Origin of the sequence: Mycobacterium parascrofulaceum ATCC BAA-614 (assembly GCF_000164135.1) — a bacterium.
GTDB lineage: Bacteria > Actinomycetota > Actinomycetes > Mycobacteriales > Mycobacteriaceae > Mycobacterium > Mycobacterium parascrofulaceum.
The window spans coordinates 1,098,912-1,119,580 of sequence record NZ_GG770554.1 but is presented as its reverse complement, the minus strand read 5'-3'; the positions used below and the strand labels follow the sequence as shown (position 1 = coordinate 1,119,580).

Sequence of the window (20,669 nt, the reverse complement as noted above, 5' to 3'; positions counted from 1 at the left end):
GAGGTATGCGTCAGCGCAACAGCAGCGGCGGGTCGCCGCGACGGCGATACACCGAGCCGAACCGGGCGTCGATGCGCAACCAGGTCGGCAGGATCCGGACCCGGATCATCTCGTCGGCGCCGACGGCGTCCGGTGACTGCGGCAGGAATCCCATCGCGGTCAGGGCGAACACACACCGCATGGGCAACCCGACGCTGGCGTCCGGGGAGCTGACCTGGATGACCTCCTGGTCGAGCAGCGACACCGGCGGGCCGTGAGAACTGCTGTGGTCCTTGGCAAGTCGCGCGCCACGCTGCGCCAGGTCGAGCATCACCCGGGCAGGGATGTCCTCGAGGTGGGTGAAGCCGGAGTCCGGCGGCAGCGCACCCCGCCACGCGGAGTCCATCGCGAAGCCGGGGTCGACGTAGCCGGTGTCGTCCATCGCGGCCAGGCCGTGCCCCAGCGCGTCGGCGCCCACCGACAGATCCTCGGGCCGCACCTCGCCACCGACCACCCGGCTGGCCAGCACGTCGAAACCCGTTGCCACCCAGGCCGTCAGCAGCCCGGGCGATCGAGTGCGCAGCCGAATGACCGCGGTGTCGTCGAGCCGCTGCGCGCGATCGACGAACGCGGCCAGGTCCTTGCGTTGGGCGACCGGGTCCTGTGGCCCCAGCCAGAGTCCGCGATCGGCTATCGCATCCACCGCTGCAAATACTCCCGATGGTGTGGGGAGAGCCGCACCAGCCGCTCCTCCTCGATGTGGACCGCCGCCAGTTGTGACTCGGCGATGACGGCGGGCTTGGATTCCGGATCCGCGGACACCGAGCGCACCTCGTAGCCCAGCGTGAAGTCGACCGCCCGCAGCCGTTTGGTCCACATCGTCACCTGCAGAGGCGAATCGACCAGCCGCAGCTGACCTTTGTAGGTCACCTTGACTTCGGCGATCAGCAACCCGATGGTCAAGATGTCGACCTCGAACGCTTCACGCAGGAACTGGACCCGCGCCTCCTCCAGGATCGTGACCATGGTGGCGTGGTTGACGTGCTGGTACATGTCGATGTCCGACCACCGCACCGGGACGGGCGCCACGAAGCCGACGCTCAACTCGACGACCCTCTTCCGCTGGTGCGGGTCATGCGCCGGATCTGACGCGCGGCCACCGACAACGTCGCAAGGTCCTTCTCCCCGCTCTCCTGGATTTCGATCAGGGTGCGGCGGGCCCGCTCGACCCGCGACGCCGACAGGTGCTCCCACTCGGCGATCTTCTCCTCGCCGCTTTCGTCCGGCTCGCCCACCGCGAGCACGTCGAAGCACAACGACCGCAGCGAGGCGTAGATGTCGTCGCGAATCGCCAACCGCGCCAAGGAATGCCAGCGGTCGTTGCGGGGCAGCTCGGAAACGGCCGTCAGCAAACCGTCGGTGCCCAGCCGGTCCATCAGGGCGAAGTAGGTGTCCGCGACCTCGGCGGCGTCGATGTCGTTGATGTCGCCGATGTCGATGATGTCGAGCAGGCTGAACCGGTACAGACCGGCGGCGATCATGTACGCCAGGTCCTCGGGCGCCCCCTCGGAGGCGAACTCGGCCGCCTCCTTTTCCACGATCGCTTTGTCGTCGCCCCGTAGCCACTCCGACATTCGCGGGGTGAGGTCCTTGACCTTCGCGGCAAACCGGTTGATCTCGGCGCCGACGGCCAGCGGCTGCGGGCGGTAGTTGAGCAGCCAGCGGCTGGCGCGGTCGATCAACCGCCGGGTGTCCAGGGTGAGCCGGTCCGACAGCGCGACCGGCAGATTCGCCGCGCGGATCCGCCGCCAGATGTCCCCCACGCCGAAGATGGCGTCGGTGGCCACGTAGGTCCGCACCGCGTCCACCGGCCCTACGCCGACGTCCTCGACGATCCGGAACGCGTAGCTGATGCCGGCGGTGTCGACCAGGTCGTTGATCAGCATGGTGGTGACGATCTCCCGGCGCAGCTGGTGACTGCGGATCTCCGGGGTGAACCGCTCCCGCAACGGCGTCGGAAAGTATTGGGGCAGGCGGGACGCGAACACGTCCTGCTCGGTCAGCTCGGTGTTCAGCATCTCCTCTTTGAGCCCGAGCTTGACGTGCGCCATCAGGGTGCACAGCTCGGGCGACGTGAGACCGATCCCGGCCTCGCACCGCCGGTCGATCTCCTTCTCCGAGGGCAGCGCTTCCAGTTCGCGGTTGAGCCCGCGCTCGTCGACCAGGTACTGAATCTGCCTGCCGTGCACCGGCAGCAGGCTGGCCGCGTTGGCGCGGCTGGTGCCGATCAGGTCGTTCTGATCCTCGTTGTCGGTGAGTACCAGCTGCGCGACCTCGTCGGTCATCGACTCCAGCAGGCCCTTGCGCTCGTCGGGGTCGACCTTGCCGGCGGTGACCAGCGAGTCGATCAGGATCTTGATGTTGACCTCGTGGTCCGAACAGTCCACGCCGGCGGAGTTGTCCATCGCGTCGGTGTTGATCCGACCGCCCGACAGGTCGAATTCGACCCGGCCCAGGGCGGTGACCCCCAGGTTCCCGCCTTCGCCGATCACCTTGGCGCGCACCTGACTTCCATTGACCCGCACCGGATCGTTGGCGCGGTCACCGACGTCGGCGTCGGACTCCGATTCGGCCTTGATGTAGGTGCCGATGCCGCCGTTGAACAGCAGATCCACCGGCGCCTGCAAGATCGCCTTGATCAGGTTGGGCGGGGTCATCTCGGTGATCTCGCCGTCGATGCCCAGGGCGTCGCGCACCTGCGGGCTGACCGGGATCGACTTGTGCTCGCGGCTGTACACCCCGCCACCCTCGCTGATCAACGACGTGTCGTAGTCCTCCCAGCTGGACCGTGGCAGGTCGAACATCCGCCGGCGTTCCTCCCAGGAGGCCGCCGGGTCGGGGTCGGGATCCAGGAACACGTGCCGGTGGTCGAAGGCGGCGATCAACCTGATGTGCCGGGACAGCAGCATGCCGTTGCCGAACACGTCGCCGCTCATGTCGCCGATGCCGACCACGGTGAAGTCCTCGGCCTGGGTGTCGACGCCCATCTCCCGGAAGTGGCGTTTGACGGCCTCCCATGCGCCCCTGGCGGTGATGCCCATGGCCTTGTGGTCGTAGCCCACCGATCCGCCGGACGCAAACGCGTCGCCCAGCCAGAACCCGTAGGACTTCGCGACGTCGTTGGCGATGTCGGAGAAAGTGGCGGTGCCCTTGTCCGCGGCCACCACTAGGTAGGCGTCGTCGCCGTCCCGCCGGATCACCTCGGGCGGCGGGCTGACCTTCCGCGTTTTGTGGTCGACGTTGTCGGTGACGTCGAGCAGTCCGGAGATGAACAGCTGATAGCAGGCGACGCCCTCGGCGCGGGTGGCCTCACGATCCTCCGCCTGGTCGCCCGTGGCCATCGGTGGGCGCTTGACGACGAAGCCGCCCTTGGCCCCGACCGGCACGATGACGGCGTTCTTCACCGCCTGCGCCTTGACGAGGCCGAGAATCTCGGTGCGGAAATCGTCGCGGCGGTCCGACCAGCGCAGCCCGCCGCGCGCCACCGGACCGAACCGCAGGTGCACGCCCTCGACGCGGGGCGAGTACACGAAGATCTCGTACTTGGGGCGCGGCAGCGGCAGCTCGTCGATGAGCTGGGCGTCGAGCTTGAGCGCCAACATGTTTCGCGCGCGGGCCGAACCCTCCCGGGTCACGAAGTAATTGGTGCGCAGCGTCGCCTGAACCAGCGACGCGAACGCCCGCAGGATGCGGTCGGTGTCCAGGCTCATCAGCGCGTCGATGTCTGCGGCGACGGCGGCCGCCGCGGCCTGGGCGTCGCGGTTCGCCGAGGGACCCGACGGCCGGGGATCGAAGAGCGCCTCGAAGAGGGCGACCAGGGATCGCGCGGTCGACGGGTGCTCGTTGAGCACCGACTCGATGTAGGACTGGCTGTAGGGAAAACCGGCCTGCCGCAGGTATTTCGCGTAGGCGCGCAGCAGCACGACCTGCTGCCAGGTCAGCCGGGCGCGCATGACCAGCTCGTTGAACCGGTCGACCTCGACGCGGCCTTGCCAGATCGCGGTGACCGCGTCGGCGAATCGCTGCGCGGTCGCTTCGCGCTCGGCCGCCGTGGTGGCCGGCGCGATGGTGGGATGCGTCGAAATCTTGAACTGGTAGATCCACACCGGCAGCCCGTCGGGGCGGGTCACCGTGAAGGGCCGTTCCTCGAGTACCACCACGCCCATGCTCTGCAGCATGGGCAGCAGCTGGCTCAGCGACGCGGTGCGCCCGCCCAGGAACCAGGTGAGCTGGGCGGCTCCGTCGTCGCCGAGTTGGGAGAACACCAGCTTGACCGAATCGTCTTGCAGCTCTTCGATGATGGCGATGTGATCGATGGCGTCGGCCGGGCTGACGGCCTGCTTGTAGACCTCGGGGAAGGCGTTCGCGTAGTGCTCGGCTTCGGCGTGGTCGACGGAGCCGTCCGCCGCGGCAGCCATCAGTCGGTCGGTCCAGGTCCGCGCGGCCTCGCTCAGCAACCCCTGGATGCGGATCCGGTTGTCCTCGGAGACGTCGGCCGGCGCGGCGGCATCCTCTTTTTGGGGCAGCCGCACCATGAAATGCATCAGGGCCCAAGGCGATTCGCTGACCCGGGCGGTGAATTCCAGTCGTGTGCCGCCGAACTCGCGGACCAGGATGTCCTCGATCTGCAGCCGGACCTGCGTGGTGTAGCGGTCGCGGGGCAGGTAGACCAGACACGAGACGAAGTATTGAAGCCGGTCGGCACGCAGGAACAACAACGCCCGCCGCTGGGATCCCAGATCCACCACCGCTTTGGCCATCGCCAACAGCTGTTCGGCACCCAACGTGAACAGCTCGGAGCGGGGAACGGTCTGGATGACGTCGAGCAGCAGCTGGCCGGGGTGGATCGGATCGCTGTCGGCCAGGGTGAGCGCGTCGCGCACCCGGGTGGAGATCATCGGGATCTCCAGGACGTCGGCGTTCATGGCGGCGACGGTGAAGAGCCCGACGAAGCGGTGCTCGACGATGCCGTCGTCGCCGTCGAGGTTTTCCCGGACCGCGATCGCGTACGGGTAGGCGCCGTAGCGCAGGTAGCTGCCGACGACCGACTGCGCCAGCACCAGCAGTTTGTCGTCGTCGGTCAACCGCGGCCGGGACCCGGTGCGGTTGCGCAGGACGCCCAGGCCGGGTGAGCCGTCGCCGGAAACCAGGCGCTCGTGGACGCGGCAACGCTGGTAGCCGAGCAGCAGGAAGTTGCCGTTGCCCAGCCAGCGCAACAGGGCCGCGACGTCGTCGCGGTCGGGGGCCGAGAAGTGGCCGTGCGCATTGGTTTCGACCTCCGCGGCCAGGTCGCCGAGCGTGGCGATCAGCGCGTCGGCGTCGCTGGCGACCTGCTGCACGTCGGAGAGGACCTTGGGCAGCAACCGTTCGACTTCGGAGAGGCCCTTGCCGTCGACGGACGGCAGCAGCTGCACGTGTATCCACGCTTCGCCGACGTATTGCGGGGCGCCCGGCGGCTTCGGTTCGACGCTGACCAGGTCACCGTTCGGGTCGCGGTTGACCTGGAACACCGGCGTCATGATGGCCGCGTAGGGCACACCGAGTCGGTGCAGCAGCACCGTGACCGAGTCCATCAGCATGCCGCCGTGGTCGGTGACGACCTGCAGGGCGGGGCCGAATCCGGCGGGGTCGTCCGCGGGGTAGACCGCGACCCGGCTTTGGCCGGCGGGCCGGTGCTGGCCCAGTCGATAGTGCGCGGCGAGCATGGCGGGCGTCAGGATGGCGGCCGGCACGGTCAGGTCGATCGGCTTGGGTTCCGTCACCCCGGGTTCGTCGCCGTGCGGACCGCGATAGCTCTCGATGTAGGCCTTCGCGATCCAGTCCGGAATGTCATGCTGCCGGCTGAAGGCGGTCCACGGTTTGACGGCCTGCTTGGCTCCGGGATCGATCGTCATGCCGATGGCTCCCAACTCGTGAGAATTGCCGCTGTGCTCAACCGTTCACTGTTCTCCCGCAGCGGGGTGCCCCCCGCAGCGGCCCTCGGGGCCACATCGTCGCGGGGCGGCGCAGCTGACACTAGTCGCGCGTGAGCTTCCGGTGGGTCACTCGGTGCGGCCGCGCCGCGTCGGCGCCGAGCCGTTCAACCTTGTTCTCTTCGTAGGCACCGAAGTTGCCCTCGAACCAGAACCACTTGGCCTCGTTGTCCTCGTCGCCCTCCCAGGCCAGGATGTGCGTGCACGTGCGGTCCAGGAACCAACGGTCGTGGGAAATCACCACCGCGCAGCCCGGGAACTTCTCCAGGGCGTTCTCCAGCGAACCCAGCGTCTCGACGTCCAGGTCGTTGGTCGGCTCGTCGAGCAGGATCAGGTTGCCGCCTTCTTTCAGCGTGAGCGCCAGGTTGAGCCGGTTGCGCTCGCCACCGGACAGCACGCCCGCCGGCTTCTGCTGGTCGGGACCCTTGAAGCCGAACGCCGAGACGTAGGCGCGCGACGGGATCTCGTTCTGGCCGACCTCGATGTAGTCGAGGCCATCGGAGACGACTTCCCACACGGTCTTCTTGGGGTCGATACCCGCGCGGGACTGGTCCACGTAGCTGAGCTTGACGGTTTCTCCGACCTTGACCGTGCCGCTGTCCGGCTGTTCGAGCCCGACGATGGTCTTGAACAGCGTCGTCTTGCCGACCCCGTTGGGCCCGATGACCCCGACGATGCCGTTGCGGGGCAGGGTGAAGGACAGGTCCTTGATCAGGGTGCGTCCGTCGTAGCCCTTGTCCAGGTGGTCGACCTCGACGACCACGTTGCCCAGTCGCGGCCCGACGGGGATCTGGATCTCCTCGAAGTCGAGCTTGCGCGTCTTCTCCGCTTCGGCGGCCATCTCCTCGTAGCGCTGCAGCCGGGCCTTGTTCTTCGCTTGCCGCGCTTTGGCCCCCTGCCGCACCCAGGCCAGCTCCTCGGTGAGGCGCTTCTGCAGCTTGGCGTCCTTGCGGCCCTGCACCGACAGGCGCTCGGCCTTCTTCTCCAGATACGTCGAGTAGTTGCCCTCGTAGGGGTACGCGCGGCCGCGGTCGAGCTCGAGGATCCACTGGGCGACGTTGTCCAGGAAGTACCGGTCGTGGGTCACCGCCAACACCGCGCCCGGGTAGGCGGCCAGGTGTTGCTCGAGCCACTGCACGCTCTCGGCGTCCAGATGGTTGGTCGGCTCGTCGAGCAGCAGCAGGTCGGGCTTGGACAGCAGTAACTTGCACAGCGCCACGCGGCGCCGCTCACCACCGGACAGGTTCGTCACCGGCTCGTCGGGCGGTGGGCAGCGCAGGGCGTCCATGGCCTGTTCCAGCTGCGAGTCGAGGTCCCAGGCGTCGGCGTGGTCGAGCTCCTCCTGCAGCCGGCCCATCTCCTCCATCAACTCGTCGGAGTAGTCGGTGGCCATCAATTCGGCGACCTCGTTGAAGCGGTCCAGCTTGACCTTGATCTCGCCGAGCCCCTCCTCGACGTTGCCGCGCACCGTCTTCTCTTCGTTCAGCGGCGGCTCCTGCTGCAGGATGCCGACGGTGGCCCCGGTGGCCAGAAAGGCCTCGCCGTTGTTCGGCTTGTCCAGCCCGGCCATGATCCGCAAGACGCTCGACTTACCGGCGCCGTTGGGGCCAACGACACCGATCTTGGCGCCTGGATAGAAGCTCAACGTGACGTCGTCCAGGATCACCTTGTCGCCGTGCGCCTTGCGGACCTTCTTCATCGTGTAGATGAACTCAGCCATGCCGCGGTTGTGCCTTTCTGGTCTTTGAGAGAGTTCTCGCGGACCATCCTATGCACCGCGCGGGAGGCCGGATCCCGCAGCTAAGCCGACAGCGGCAGCGGCCCCGTGTCGGCGGCCTCGGCGCTGTCGCGGGCGTCTGCGTCCTCACCAGCGGTGTCGGTCGGATCCGTCGCGGGCGCGGCGGCCTCGGTAGCCGGGCCGGTGTAGCCCGGCTTCTCGATGCGCACGATCGCGCGGGACACATCGGGACCGACGGATGTCGCGCGCATCTCCAGCGACGAACGGCGGTTGCCGTCACGGTCCTCGTACTCGCTGGTGTAGACGTGACCCACCACGATCACCGGCGCACCCTTGCGCAGTGCGGCACCCACGCCAGTGACCAACTTGCCCCAGCAATTGACGTTGATGAACAGCGAGTTGCCCGGCTCCCAGCCGCCGTCGGCCGTGCGGCGCCGGGAATTGCTGGCGACGCGAAACTTGATGACCTCCTGGGTGCCGACCTGTCGACGTTCGGGGTTGTTGACGATGTGCCCGACGACGGTAAGCGGGGTTTCGAACATTGGCCTGATCCCTTCTCGGTTTCACTTCTCTCTTGGCGCGGCGACCGCGTCACCGCTCTATCCGGCTTCATTTAGCTCGGCAGCACCGACGGGCTCCGCATTGAAAGGACGTCCCACCTGCTGCCCCTGTGGAGCAAACCGCGACTGTGGATCCGTTCGCCGCTGGTGCGGTCGCGCGTTCCGTGACAAGCGATGACAGCAGGATCGCCAGTGGCGAAGACGCGCAGATCCGCCACTATGGGCGTGTTACATATTTCGATCATCAGGGGCTGGATCTGCGATGATCAAAATATCGATCATGTCGAGTGTGTCGTCCTATGATCGAAATATTGTTCATTTGGCCGCGTGGCCCGTATGATCGAAATATGAATCATCCTGTGCCGCTCGTGTACGACACCGCGGAACTCGGCGAACACCTGCGGCGAGCACGCCGGGCTCGCGGCTTTCAGCAGGGTGAGCTCGCTGACCGCATCGGAGTCACTCGTATGACCATCTCGCGTCTTGAGCGGGGCGAATCTGTCAGCGTCGATATAGCGCTGCGCGCGCTATCGGAGTGCGGGACCGCGCTCGCACTCGTGCCGAAGTTTTCCCGAGTGATGGTGATCGATGGCACGTAAGGCACTCGACGTTTGGTTGTACGGCGTGCACATCGCGAGGCTGACGGAGCCACACCGATTTCGCCTGCGTTTGGAATTCACCGAGGAGGCGCTTGACACCTTCGGCGAGGGGAGTCGAGTCCTATCTTTGGCTTTGCCTATCTCACGACGGCCAATCCAAGACAGGGACGGCGTCTTGCAGGTGGCGGCGTTCATCGAAGGTCTTCTGCCGGAGGGCAACCTGCGCCGTCACATCGCCACAGAAGCCGGCGCACCAGTCAACGACACGATGACGCTGCTAGAACGGGTCGGCGCGGAATGTGCCGGCGCTGTCCAGATCCTGGCCGGTGAGGCAAAGCCCGGTGCCGGTCAAGTCCGCCGGTTGACGACGCAGGAGGTCGACGATCTTATCGCGGACCTGCCGACCTACCACCTGCCCGAGGGCACTACACCACAGGCATCGCTAGCCGGGATCCAAGACAAAGTGCTTTTGGTGGCTCTTCCCGACGGCGGATGGGGTTGGCCTGAAGCCGGCGCGGCCTCGACGCACATCATCAAGCCCGAGCCACTAGGCGGCGCCGTGAAGCATCTCATTCAGACGGAAGATTGGGCACTACGAGTGGCACGGAAAACAAACATAAATGCTGCGGAGTCACATTTAGAGCGGTTCGAAGAGCGCGAGGCCATCGTCGTCGTCCGCTATGACCGGGGCCCTCGAGGTGACCGGCTGCATCAGGAGGATTTCTGTCAAGCGCTAGGTCTCGATCCTCAGGCCAAGTACGAAAGCACCAGCGAAGCAGCCCGTTTGGGCTCGAGGCTACGACGCGTTGCGCGCGCGGCCGCGCCGAGGGCGCTTGACCCTGACGGGTTTCGGTTGGTGTTGCTGCAGGCTGTGACGTTTAACGCCGTGATTGGTAACGGTGACGCTCACTCCAAAAATTATTCGTTGATGATCAGCCGCAATGGAAGCGTGTCCCTCGCTCCGATCTACGATGCCGCCCCAGTGATGTACCTGGATCCCGCATTCAAGAGCACGGGCCATGTGATCAACGGCAAGACGAGCATCGACAACATCAGTGTCGATGACCTGGCCGCCGAAGCGGCATCTTGGGGCATGGGGGTGCGGCGAGCACGTGCGGCGGTTCGGTCATGCATGGAGCGTGTATACAGCTCAATCGAACACGTCCCGCTTCCATCGGGAGCCGAGTCGGTCAAGTCGAACCTCGATCGATTGTGGAGCCGATGCTCTTGGCCGACAGCGTCTTTGACATCCGAAGATTCCGACTCGTCCTTGGATGACACCGGCCCGTAAAAGCCGTCGCATTCCGGCACACCGTCCCCTCTTGCTGGGTCCCGGCTCGTTTATCTCGACCGAGGCAACCTGTATGGCTCAGATCGCCAGTTGGCCGCGGGTGCTGGTGACCGCGCGACCGGTCAGGTCAACCCGGCCATCGCGGAGTTGCAGATCGATCCGCCCACCGCGAGGCGACACTTGTAGGCCGGTCAAGGCGGTCTTCCCCAGTTTCTTTGACCAGTAGACCCCGAGAGTGCAATGCGCAGACGCAGTCACTGGATCCTCATTAATACCGGCGGCGGGTGCAAAGAAGCGGGATACGAAGTCGCTGGCATTCTCGCCACGCGCGGTGACGATGACGCCGGGCGTCGAGGGCGGCCAGCGCCGCCAGGTCGGGGGCCAACCCGCGCACCGATTGGGGGGAATCTACTTCCGCGAGCAGATCGAGGCGGCCGCGCGCCGCCGCGCGAGGCGTAACGCCAAGTGCTGCAACGAGTTTTGCGGACACGAGCACGGGATTAGGACTATCGGATGGGAAGTCGAGCGTGATTCGTTGATCGCATTCCTGGCGCGCGGCGAGGATGCCTCCACAAGTAGTGAATGCAAGAGTGTCGGCCCGCTCGCCGGTCTCCCACACGATGTGCGCAGCGGCGAGGGTGCCACTGCCGCACAGTGCCAGTTCGGTTTGCGGGCTGAACCACCGCAGCTCCGACTGTGGCTGAGCACGACGGACAAATGCGGTGACGGGCAGGTTTAACTCGGCCGCCAGCTGTTGGAGCCACTCGGTCTCAGGCCAACCTGAGTCCAGTACACAGACCGCGGCCGGGCCCCCGGCGAACGGTCTGGCGGTGAAGCAATCCACCGTGAAGATGCGCATCCATCAATCTTGGCCGTCACCGCCGGTATGCGGATGCTCTTCGACCACGCCGCGCTCGTCGTCGAACCGGTCATCGGCGCTCGGCATCGCCGCAATTCTCGAGACGGTGACCGCTTCGCGGGGCGACACGTGGTCACCATCGGATGCGGCAGCAACGTCGACGTAGACGCCTGTCGCGGTTGGATTGGTACCGGTCGCATCCGCAAAGCTTGACGACTGCTCACGGTCGCGGGCTGCCGCTACGCCCCGGCGTTTCCCGCCGCGCGAGTTCGGCGAGCATGGCGTTGTAGGCGGCGAGCTCCGCGTCGTCGTCGCGGTCGGCGGCGCGGTCCAACCGCCGCGCGGTGCGGTCGTCGCTGCGCGCCCACTGCACCAGCAGCGCCATCATCACGATCACCAAGGGCAGTTCCCCCGCCGCCCAGGCGATGCCGCCACCCAGTCGCTGGTCGCCCAGCAGGTCGGTGTGCCAGCTCAGACCGAGCGAACGGTAGTAGTCGGCGCCGAGCACCCTGCGGGTGCCCATCAGCACCACCCCGAAGAACGCGTGCAGCGGCAACGACGCGAACACCACGCCAACCTTGGCCAGCGGCGGGATCGGCCGCGGGGTGGGGTCGACGCCGATGACGATCCAGTAGAACAGGTAGCCGCTGAGCAGGAAGTGCACGTTCATCGCGAGATGGCCCGCGTGACTGCTCACAGCGGTGTCGAACAGGTCGGACAGGTACAGCCCGTAGAAGCCGGCGACGAAGAGCACGGTGGCGACGACGGGGTTGGTGAGGAACCGCGACAGCCGGCTGTGCAACGCGGCCAGCAGCCATTCCCGCATCCCGGGCGGGGCGTCGCGGCCCGCTGCGGGCAACGCCCGCAGGGCCAGGCTGACCGGGGCGCCGAGCACCAGCAGGATCGGCACCAGCATGGACAGGCCCATGTGGGCGATCATGTGGACGCTGAACATCGCCGGCATGTAGCGGCCGACCCCCGACGAGGTGACGAACAGCAAGGTCAGGCAGCCGAGCAGCCAGGCCACGGTCCGACCGGGCGGCCAAGCGTCGCCGCGGCGGCGCAGGCGGACCACGCCGGCCAGGTAGAGGGCGGCGAAGACGATCGCGGCGCTGCCGAAGATCAGGTCGAAGCGCCAGTCGAACAGGATGCGGGCCGGGGTCGGCGGCCCGCTGAAGTCGTAGCCGATCTCGGCTTCGGGAATCGAGGGCAGCCGGCTCGGCGGCGGGGGCGGCGGAGTGCGGCCCAGCCCGACGGCGACACCGAAGGTCAGGCCGAAGACGGCGGCCTCGGTGAGCGACAGCCGGAGCAAGGCGCGCCGCGCCGCGGGTGCGGCCGGTTCCGCCTGCAAGCGCGCGACCGACGAGCGCCGCTGGCGCCATCCGATGACACCCAGCACGCACAGGGCGACGAACTTGGCGATGACCAAGCGCCCGTATTCGGTGGTCAACAGGTCGCCCGGCGCCACCCGGACCACGGCGTTCATCACACCGCTCAGCGCCATCGCGACCCAGCACCACAGCGCGATCGCCGAGAACCGCCGCGCCGCCAGGGCGAGGTGCCCGCCCCCGCGCAGCCCGTACGCCGCCAACGCCAGCAGCCCCCCGGCCCACAGGGCGGCGGCCATGAGGTGGATCAGCAGGCTGTTGGTCGCCAGGTCGTGCGAGCCACCGGCCGACGAATGGCCGGTCAGCGCCAGCGGGATGAGCGTCAGCACCGAGCCGGCGAACAGCAGCGGCGTCCACGACCAGCGCAGCACCGCCAGGCTGGCCAGCATCACCAGCGCGGCCAGCGCCGCGGTCCAGCGCCACGCCGAGGCGGTGGTGACCAGGCCGGCGACCGACCAGATCCGCACCGGGTTCAAAAGCGCGAGCAACGGCCGGCCCGACACGTCGGAGATGGTCAGCGGCACCAGCAGCGCCGCGCAGACGGCCCACACGCCCGATGCCACCGTGCCCAGGCGAAGCGCCCGGTAGCCGTCGGCGTCCAGGACGCCGCTGCGTTGCGGCGGCACGAAGAACGCCGCGAACAGGAACGAGCCGGCGGCCAGCACCGCGGCGATCTCCCCCGCCGCCCGGACGAACGGCAGCCCCAGCGTGGTCGCCGGTCCGGGGTCGGGCAGACCCGTGGCGGTCAGCGCGTCGGCCAGCGAGAGCGCGCCGATACCGGCCGCCGTGCAGCCCGCCAACACCCCGACGCCAATCAGCAGCGGCCACGCGAGCGCGCGGGGGGTGGTCACAGACCGGTCGACCGTCATACAGCCAGGGTATGGGGCGCCGGGCGCGGGCTACTGAGCCAGGCGCTCCTGACGGGCCTTGGCCTCGCGGGCGACGAACTGGTTGCGCGCCATCCGCCCGGCGTAATCGGAATCCCGCAGGATGTCGCGCAGCTCCCGCCGAAACGCGATCCGCCTTTCGGCGAGGTCGGGGGCGCCCGCTATCAGGTCCTGATCGACCGCGACCTGATAGGCGGTGGCGAACAACAGCGTCGACACCGATTCGCTGCTGCGGACCCGCGTCTGCGCCACGTATTGGCGGCCCACCCCGAGCGCCGATTCCGTCAGTTCCTTCTGCCCGACGCCGGCCGGCGCGTCCCGCAACACGTCGGCGACGATCTCGTACGCCTCGAAGAACACCCGCAGCATCGCGTCCGCCATCAGCGGCCGCTTGGCGAACAGCAGGGCGTCGATCTCCTCGCCGCCGGCGGTCACGTGGGCTTCCCAGTCGTCGTGCCAGGCCATCTCTTCGGCGATGTTGGCCCGGAACGCGGCCGAGTCCGCGAAATAGAAGTCGAACTTCAGCAGGTCGCGCAGCCGCATCGCCTGATCCCAGAAGGCCTGCATGCGATCCCCGTCGACGTGGCGGGCGTGCGCCAACGCGAGTTCGACGATCGAGGTCTCCAGGAAGGCGTGGATCAGTGAGTTGCGGTAGAACGCGGCCGCATGCTGTTCGTCGGGGCCGATGCGCCAGACCGGTTCCCGCCCACCGTCGACCCTGGTGATGGGGTGTCCGTTGGACAACGCGTCGACCGCCGCCCGCACCCCGTCGCGGGAGCGCAGCCGCAACGCGCTCGTCGACATCGGGGTGCGCTTGCGCTCCAGATAGTCGAGCGAATCCTGCAGGGTGTGGTGCAGCTGATCGAGCGTCAACGCCGCGCCGCGCGTGGTGAGCAGCAACGCGCACACCAGACCTGTCGCCGTCACCGGCGTCGCCTGCAGTATGCGCCACGCGACCTCGAACGACATCTTCTGCAGCGCAAGCCGTTTGGCGTCCTGGTCGTGGGTCAGCGCGCCGTGCGCCGGCCCCAGGTACTGGCGCATCGACACGGCCTCCGGGAAACGGACGTAGATCTTGCCGTAGTTGCGTTCTCCCTGCGCCCTGATGAAGTTGTACAGCCAGCCAACGCCTTCGGGTGTCTTCTCGCCGCCGCGGGCGTAGGCCGCGTATTCGGCGGTCTCGTGCAACTGGTCGAAGCTGATGGAAACCGGCTGCAGCAGAATGTCTTCGCTGCGGCCGTCCAGGTACGCGTCCGCGACGTAGGCCAGCAGGCCGAGTTTCGGGGGCAGCATCTTGCCGGTGCGCGAGCGCGTGCCCTCGATGGACCAGCTCAGGTTGAACCGCTTTTCGACGATGTAGCCGACGTATTCGCGCAGCACGTATTTGTAGAGCGGGTTCGCGCCGATGTTGCGGCGGATGAAGATGACGCCGGCGCGGCGCAACAACGGGCCCATCGCGCCGAACGACAGGTTGATGCCGGCGAACACGTGCACGGGCGGGAGCCGGTTCTCCTGCATCGCCACCGGCACCACCGCGCCGTCGATGTAGGACCGGTGCGAGAACAGCAGCACCGCCGGGTGGGCCTCCAGCGCGGTGCGCATCGCCGCCACCTGATACCCGTCGTAGTCGATCTCCGGATCGAAGCCGCGGCTGATCGCCCTGCCGAGGACGGAAACCAGGTCGACGGACACCCGGCTCCAGCCGGTGGAAAGTTCGTCGAGCATCTCGCCGGCTTCGTCGACGGTCGCGCCGGGGATCTTCTGCAGCCCGGCACGAAACCGGGTGGACTCCAAGATCTCCGGCTTCACCAGCCGTGGAGATTTGTACTGCGGTCCCAGGATGCGGTATTCGACGCGTTCGAGCGCCAGCAGCGCGCGGCGGATGACGAATCGGGCGAAGTCGCTTTCGTTCTCGCCGACGGTGATGTCGCGCCACTGCTGGCGCAACTCCGAGACTTTCGCCGCTTCCCCGGCCACCACCCGCGCCCGCCGCGGGGCGCTGCGCACGATGTGCAGTTGCTGACGTTCGTTGGGGTGGTAGGGATCCCGGCCCGGGAGCAGCCCCGCCAACTTTGCGATCCTGCCGCGATCCGGCGGCGGCAACCAAAACACCCGCACCGGCACGACGGACCGGTCGTCGGTGGGCTCTGCGCCGGCCTCGAGCTGCTCGATGAGCGCGGTCAGCGCGTCCGGCGGCGCATGGGGCGGCGGCAATTCCAGGACGTCGAACCTCGCCTCGGGCCTGTCGGCGCGCTGTTGCGCCATCCACGCCGACACCAGTTCCCTCTCGACCGGCGAGGCCATGGACGCCAGCACCAGCGAGTCGTGGCCGGTGAGGACCGCGGTGGTGTCCGCGGCCGGTTCGGTCACGGCCGCCCTTCGGGCGGGGATTCCGGCGGCTCGGCGCGGACCGCCGCATCGGCGGGCCGTTGTGCCTCACCGTCTTTGAGAGCGGCCCGGGACTCGTGCGGATCCGCCTCCGCCGCCGGAGGTTTCGATGCGGCCTTCTTCGCGGCCGCCTTCTTTGCCGGTGCCCGCTTTGCCGGTGCCTTCGAAACGGCTTTGGCCGCCGTCTTTTTCGCTGGCGCCTTGGCCTTGGCGGCCGCCTTCTTCTCCGCGTACAGGTCGACCTTGGGCAACTCCCCCACGGGCCAGTTGGCCAGCGTGTCCAGGTACAGCTGCCGGACCTCGGCGATGCGTTCCGGCAGGTTCTCGACGGTCCAGTCCTGCACCGAGATCGGCGGGAACACCGCGACATCGACCGTGCCGGGATTGACGACGGTGGAGTTCCTGGCGGCGACGAGCTCCGCATTGCGGATCACGATCGGGACGATCGGGATGCCGGCCGCCATGGCGAGGCGGAACGGCCCCTTCTTGAACGGGCCCACTTCGGTGGTGTCGACACGGGTGCCCTCCGGGGCGATGACGATCGACAGGCCCTTCCTGGCGCGGTCTTCGACCTCGTGCATCGTCTCGACCGCGGCGGCGGGGTCGTCCCGGTCGATGAACACGCCGTCGAGCAGCCTGCCGAGCGCGCCCATGACCGGGTCTTTCTGCAACTCCTTCTTGCCCACGCCGATCCAGTTGTCGCGCACCAGCGCGCCGGCGATCACGGGGTCGACCTGGTTGCGGTGATTGAAGATGAAGACCGCCGGACGCTGCGCGGTCAGGTTCTCCGTGCCGATCACGTTGAGCTGCACGCCGGTGATCGCCAGCGACAGCTGGGAGAACGTGGAGGTGAAGAAGTTGACCCCGCGCCGCCGGTTGCGGGTCAGCACGCCGATGCCCACGGCGCCGGCGGCGACCGGGAACATCGAGCCGAAGCCGGCGAGCGTGCGCAGCTGGCGCCGCAGGCCGACCGGGCCCCGGCTGTTGAAGCGCAGGATCGGCCAGCCGCGGCGTTTGGCCACGGCGGCCATCTTGCCCTCGGGATTGGTCGGCCGCGGGTTGCCGACCAGATACATCAGGGCGACGTCCTCGTCCCCGTCGGCGTAGAAGTAGCTGTCCTTGAGGTCGATGCCGTTCTCGGCCGCAAACCGTTGCACCGCAGCCGCTTTGCCCGGCCCCCACAGGATCGGCTTCTGTACGCCGCCGGTGAGTATCCCGTCCTCGGTGGTCTCGAACTTGTTGGTGAGCATGTTCGAGATGCCCAGGAACCGCGCCACCGGATTGACCTGGATGGTCAACGCCGAGGAGCTGAGCACCACGGTGTGCCCGCGCGCCACGTGGGCCCGCACCAGCTCCCGCATCTCCGGGTAGATCCGCGACTCGATCCGCTGCACGAACAGCCGCTCGCCGATCTCCTCCAGGTCGTCGAGCAGGCGGCCGGCCAACGCGGCGGCGGCCTTGCCGATGAGGTCCTCGAACTCGATGCGTCCGAGCGTGTGGCTCAGGCCGGCCTGGACCATGCCGAGCAGCTCGCCCACCCCCATGTCGCGGCGCAACAGCCGCTCCTGGGTGAGGATCACCGCCGTGAAGCCGGCCACCAGGGTGCCGTCCAGGTCGAAGAACGCGCCGATCTTGGGACCCGGTGCGCTGGCCATGATTTCGGCGACCGAGCCCGGCAACCGCATGTCCCCGCTCGTGCCGCCGTCGGCTCCCTGATCCTTGGCGGCGCTCATGAGCCCGACCCCGTTCTAGCCGAGGTCGCCGGTTCGGTGAACGAGGCGGGCACCGCGCGGGGTGCTCCCGCACCGGCCAGCGCCAGGATTTCGTCGAAGCCCTCCAACAGGCATTGGGCGAACAGGGGCTCGTTGCGCACCGATGCCCGGTCGTAGCGCACGGTGATGGTGCACCACCCGCCGCGCGAGATCAGCACCACCATCATCGCCACCCCAGGAAGCGGGCCGATACCGTACTGGCGCAACACTTTTGCACCGGCGATGTAGGTGTCTCCCGGGTACACCGGCACGTTGCTGGCCTGCACGTCGGAGCCGATCACCGAGCCCGTGATGCCCTCGAGCACCGCCGTGGGCAGGACACTGAGCAGGGGCGCGACGGAGCCGATGATGTTCATCGCGGGCTCGTCGCGGCGTTGGGTCATCTGGGCCCGGATCTTCTTCATCCGCGAGACCGGATCGACGGTACCCACCGGCGCGGCCAGGTTGACCCCGGTGAACCGGTTGCCCCCGGCCGTGTCGGCCTCGGCCCGCAGGTTCACCGGCACCGCCATGGGCAGCGTGCTGATCGGCACGCCGAGCGCCTCGTGGTAGCGCCGCAGGGCGCCGCACAGGCCGGCGAGGTAGGCGTCGTTGATCGATCCCCCGCCCGCCTTGGCGGCCCGGTGCAGGTCGGAGAGCGGGATGTCGATCGCCTCGGTGCGGGTGGCCAGGCTGCGCCGCCGCAGCAGGGGCGACGGCTCGGCCGCCCGGTTCAGCACCCGCATCCCCGACATGGCGTAGCCCACGATCCCGGACACGGTGGACGTCGGTTCCAGGACCGCGCGTCCGGCCGCCGACACGGCGCCGGACACCGCGCTCAGAACGCCGCCAACCACCGCGGTGGGCAGGTGGTTGATGCCTTGCCGCATCAAGTCATTGGCCGTGAGGTCCTGCGGGATCGGCAGCGGGGGTGTCGGCTTGGGCGGCGGATTGCGCTCGAGGTCATAGATTTCCGCGAACATCTGCACGCCGCCGACGCCGTCGGTGACCGCGTGGCTGACGTGCAGCAGCGTCGCGGCCCTGCCGTCGGCCAGGCCCTCGACCAGGGTGGCCGTCCACAGCGGCCGCGAGATGTCCATGGGCGACTGCAGGATCACCTCGGCGAGGTTGAAGACGTCGCGCAGCGTGCCGGGCTCGGCCACCCGCATCCTGCGTACATGGAATTCGAGGTTGAAGTCCGGGTCCACCACCCAGCGCGGTGACGCCGTCGGCAGGGTCGGCACGACGACCTTCTGCCGCAGCCGCAAGACCCGTCGGGAAGCGTTTTCGAATCGGGTCAGGAACTTGTCCCAGTCCGGCGTGGTGTCGAGGAGTTCCAGCGCCATGATCCCCGAACGAGTCCGGGGATTCGCCTCACCCCGATGCATCAGATAGTCGACCGGTCCAAGCTGGTCGGACAATTTCACGACCCCATCGGACTCAGTCATGGCCCTCCGCCCGACGCGCCAACCCTGTCACCGAAGATCAAGCCTCCTGCCTCGGACCCATCGCCAACACAACGCTAGTCGGGTTGCCGCGCTGGTGAAAGGAGCGGTCGGGGCCGGACGCCGGTTAGCGAGGCCCGGATCAGCTGGCCGACGTGGCCGCCAGCGGGACGAAGTCCAGCAACGGGCTGACGCGCCGGCCGTAGACGACGCCCAGGAAATCGGCGACGGCGTTGGCGGCCAGCCGCGACCGCACCGTCGAGAGGATGTCGAACGCGTGGTGCGCGTTGGCGAGCTCGGCGTGCGCCACCGTCGACGCGCCGGCCGCGCGCAGCGCCGCGCAGAAGGATCGGGCCTGACCGCTGGGAACCAATTCGTCCTTCTCGCCGTGCAGCACGAAGAAGGGCGGCGCGTCGCCGTGCACGTGGGAGACCGGCGACGCCGCCGCGAACCGTTCGGGCTCGTCGGCATAGCGGGCCTTGACCACGAACTGCTCCAGGAACGGCAGCATCAGGCCATGCATGTTCTCGAAGTCGGTGAAGTCGTAGACGCCGTAATAGGGCACCACGGCCTGGACGGTCGTGTCGGCGCCCTCGAATCCGGGCTGGAAGGCCGGGTCGTTCGGGGTGAGCGCGGCCAGGGAGGCCAGGTGACCACCCGCGGACCCGCCGGTGATGGCGATGAAGTCGGGGTCGCCGCCGTAGTCGGCGATGTTCTGGCGGACCCACGCGATGGCCCGCTTCACGTCGATGAGGTGCGCGGGAAATGTGGAACGCGGGCTCTTGCAGTAGTTGATCGAGACACAGATCCAGCCGAGTTCGGCCATGCGGCTCATCAGGGTGTAGGCCTGCACGCGTTTGTCGCCGACGGTCCACGCGCCGCCGGGGACCTGGATCAGCACCGGCGCACGCCGCCCGGGTGCCAGGTCATGGCGCCGCCAGACGTCCAGCAGGTTGTCCCGTCCCCCCGGGCCGTAGGGGATGTCGGAGGTCTGCGCGGCGTAGCGGCGGTGCGGCCCGGGCCTGCCCAGCAGGCCGCCGCGCGCGGCGCAGACGGGCTTGATGCCGGCCGGGTGGCACACCTGCTCGCGGAAGTCGGACCCCAGGGACTCCTCGAGCGCCGTGGTGAGCGCCTGATCCGCCCGTTGAGCCGCCCAGGTGGTGCCGACGCGGCCGATGGACGGGTGCGAAACCCGCGACAGCGCGTGCCCGGTCAGGACGTGCGGCGGGAACTCCGTGGAAAGCCAGCCGGCCAGGCAGCCCAGCGCGAACGGCGAGCCGCGCAGCAACAGCGTGCCCGCCCGATAGGCATCCATCGCATCGGCCGCCAGGCGTGCTGCCTGGGTCGAAGCCCACGAGCACCGTGAAGCCAGGTGCATGGTCACGCTCATAGCAACGCCACCCCTCGACGGTATGCACACGCCTCGTTGCGGTAAACGGCCGATTACCGGCCGGTGTTCTACGTGTGTCGAGGTTCCCAACCATAGCCGATACTTACGGCGCGGGAACGCTTTTCGCGCGCGCCGCCGCGGCGAGTCGTGTCGCGACACGCCGTTGGAATAGACTGACCTGCGCATTGCCTCCGTAGCTCAGGTGGATAGAGCAAGGGCCTTCTAATCCCTAGGTCGCACGTTCGAGTCGTGCCGGGGGCACCACCGGCAGTACCGGCGCGTGTGACGCCGGGGTGACGCCGGACAGTTGCTTCGGCTGACCCTTGACAGCGGTTTCGGTTGATCGGTGACACTCCCCGGAC

At 68.0% G+C, this 20,669-nt stretch carries 15 protein-coding genes and 1 tRNA gene; 3 read left to right on the top strand and 13 right to left on the bottom strand.

The genetic code is table 11. The features are described 5' to 3' along the window. Positions 1 to 10 precede the first annotated feature (10 nt). The 5 genes from HMPREF0591_RS15190 to HMPREF0591_RS15170 all read right to left on the bottom strand — a co-directional run bounded on the left by HMPREF0591_RS15190 (position 11) and on the right by HMPREF0591_RS15170 (position 8,291). Positions 11 to 673 (bottom strand): DUF8185 domain-containing protein, encoded by a 663-nt coding sequence (locus tag HMPREF0591_RS15190; protein ID WP_085981644.1) that lies wholly within the window; start codon positions 671 to 673, stop codon positions 11 to 13. Beyond that, positions 670 to 1,083: an acyl-CoA thioesterase gene (locus tag HMPREF0591_RS15185; protein ID WP_007169473.1), complete on the bottom strand. Its 414-nt coding sequence runs from the start codon at positions 1,081 to 1,083 to the stop codon at positions 670 to 672. The genes HMPREF0591_RS15190 and HMPREF0591_RS15185 overlap by 4 nt, the downstream gene beginning before the upstream one ends. Beyond that, complete coding sequence (locus HMPREF0591_RS15180) at positions 1,080 to 5,933, bottom strand: NAD-glutamate dehydrogenase (protein WP_040622578.1); 4,854 nt, start codon at positions 5,931 to 5,933, stop codon at positions 1,080 to 1,082. Before HMPREF0591_RS15180 ends, HMPREF0591_RS15185 begins: the two co-directional genes overlap by 4 nt. Positions 5,934 to 6,054: 121 nt before the next feature. Next, positions 6,055 to 7,731 carry an energy-dependent translational throttle protein EttA gene (gene ettA / locus HMPREF0591_RS15175; RefSeq protein WP_007169471.1) on the bottom strand — a complete coding sequence of 559 codons (1,677 nt, stop codon included), beginning with the start codon at positions 7,729 to 7,731 and terminating at the stop codon, positions 6,055 to 6,057. Positions 7,732 to 7,811: 80 nt separating this feature from the next. Continuing rightward, positions 7,812 to 8,291, bottom strand: coding sequence for a single-stranded DNA-binding protein (locus tag HMPREF0591_RS15170; RefSeq protein ID WP_007169470.1), 480 nt, complete (start codon positions 8,289 to 8,291; stop codon positions 7,812 to 7,814). Between the two features lie 365 nt (positions 8,292 to 8,656). On the opposite strand from HMPREF0591_RS15170, the gene HMPREF0591_RS15165 reads away from it, so the two are divergent. Beyond that, a complete protein-coding gene (locus HMPREF0591_RS15165) occupies positions 8,657 to 8,908 on the top strand; it encodes a helix-turn-helix transcriptional regulator (RefSeq protein WP_007169468.1) in 252 nt (83 codons plus the stop codon). After that, entirely contained in the window at positions 8,898 to 10,199 is a 1,302-nt protein-coding gene (locus HMPREF0591_RS15160; protein ID WP_007169467.1) for a type II toxin-antitoxin system HipA family toxin, read from the top strand. The genes HMPREF0591_RS15165 and HMPREF0591_RS15160 overlap by 11 nt, the downstream gene beginning before the upstream one ends. A gap of 78 nt (positions 10,200 to 10,277) precedes the next feature. Here HMPREF0591_RS15160 and HMPREF0591_RS34675 read toward each other — a convergent pair whose 3' ends face one another. The 8 genes from HMPREF0591_RS34675 to lipQ form a co-directional block, all read right to left on the bottom strand. Next, positions 10,278 to 10,472, bottom strand: a complete 195-nt coding sequence (locus HMPREF0591_RS34675) for a PhzF family phenazine biosynthesis protein (RefSeq protein WP_425270194.1) — start codon at positions 10,470 to 10,472, stop codon at positions 10,278 to 10,280. Then, positions 10,468 to 11,058 (bottom strand): PhzF family phenazine biosynthesis protein, encoded by a 591-nt coding sequence (locus HMPREF0591_RS31010; RefSeq protein WP_007169466.1) that lies wholly within the window; start codon positions 11,056 to 11,058, stop codon positions 10,468 to 10,470. Before HMPREF0591_RS31010 ends, HMPREF0591_RS34675 begins: the two co-directional genes overlap by 5 nt. A 3-nt stretch (positions 11,059 to 11,061) precedes the next feature. After that, positions 11,062 to 11,187: a hypothetical protein gene (locus HMPREF0591_RS34415; RefSeq protein WP_007169465.1), complete on the bottom strand. Its 126-nt coding sequence runs from the start codon at positions 11,185 to 11,187 to the stop codon at positions 11,062 to 11,064. 91 nt (positions 11,188 to 11,278) lie between these two features. Further along, positions 11,279 to 13,315, bottom strand: coding sequence for a bifunctional copper resistance protein CopD/cytochrome c oxidase assembly protein (locus HMPREF0591_RS15150; protein WP_007169464.1), 2,037 nt, complete (start codon positions 13,313 to 13,315; stop codon positions 11,279 to 11,281). A 30-nt stretch (positions 13,316 to 13,345) separates the two neighbouring features. After that, positions 13,346 to 15,703, bottom strand: coding sequence for a glycerol-3-phosphate 1-O-acyltransferase (locus HMPREF0591_RS15145; protein WP_007169463.1), 2,358 nt, complete (start codon positions 15,701 to 15,703; stop codon positions 13,346 to 13,348). Beyond that, complete coding sequence (locus tag HMPREF0591_RS15140) at positions 15,700 to 17,454, bottom strand: HAD-IB family hydrolase/lysophospholipid acyltransferase family protein (RefSeq protein WP_007169462.1); 1,755 nt, start codon at positions 17,452 to 17,454, stop codon at positions 15,700 to 15,702. Before HMPREF0591_RS15140 ends, HMPREF0591_RS15145 begins: the two co-directional genes overlap by 4 nt. After that, positions 17,451 to 18,920: a WS/DGAT/MGAT family O-acyltransferase gene (locus HMPREF0591_RS15135; RefSeq protein WP_007169461.1), complete on the bottom strand. Its 1,470-nt coding sequence runs from the start codon at positions 18,918 to 18,920 to the stop codon at positions 17,451 to 17,453. The genes HMPREF0591_RS15140 and HMPREF0591_RS15135 overlap by 4 nt, the downstream gene beginning before the upstream one ends. Before the next feature lie 139 nt (positions 18,921 to 19,059). Continuing rightward, on the bottom strand, positions 19,060 to 20,307 hold the full coding sequence (gene lipQ, locus HMPREF0591_RS15130) for an esterase LipQ (protein ID WP_007169460.1): 1,248 nt from the start codon (positions 20,305 to 20,307) through the stop codon (positions 19,060 to 19,062). A gap of 187 nt (positions 20,308 to 20,494) precedes the next feature. On the opposite strand from lipQ, the gene HMPREF0591_RS15125 reads away from it, so the two are divergent. Continuing rightward, positions 20,495 to 20,571: transfer RNA gene (locus tag HMPREF0591_RS15125), tRNA-Arg, on the top strand. Positions 20,572 to 20,669 lie beyond the last annotated feature (98 nt).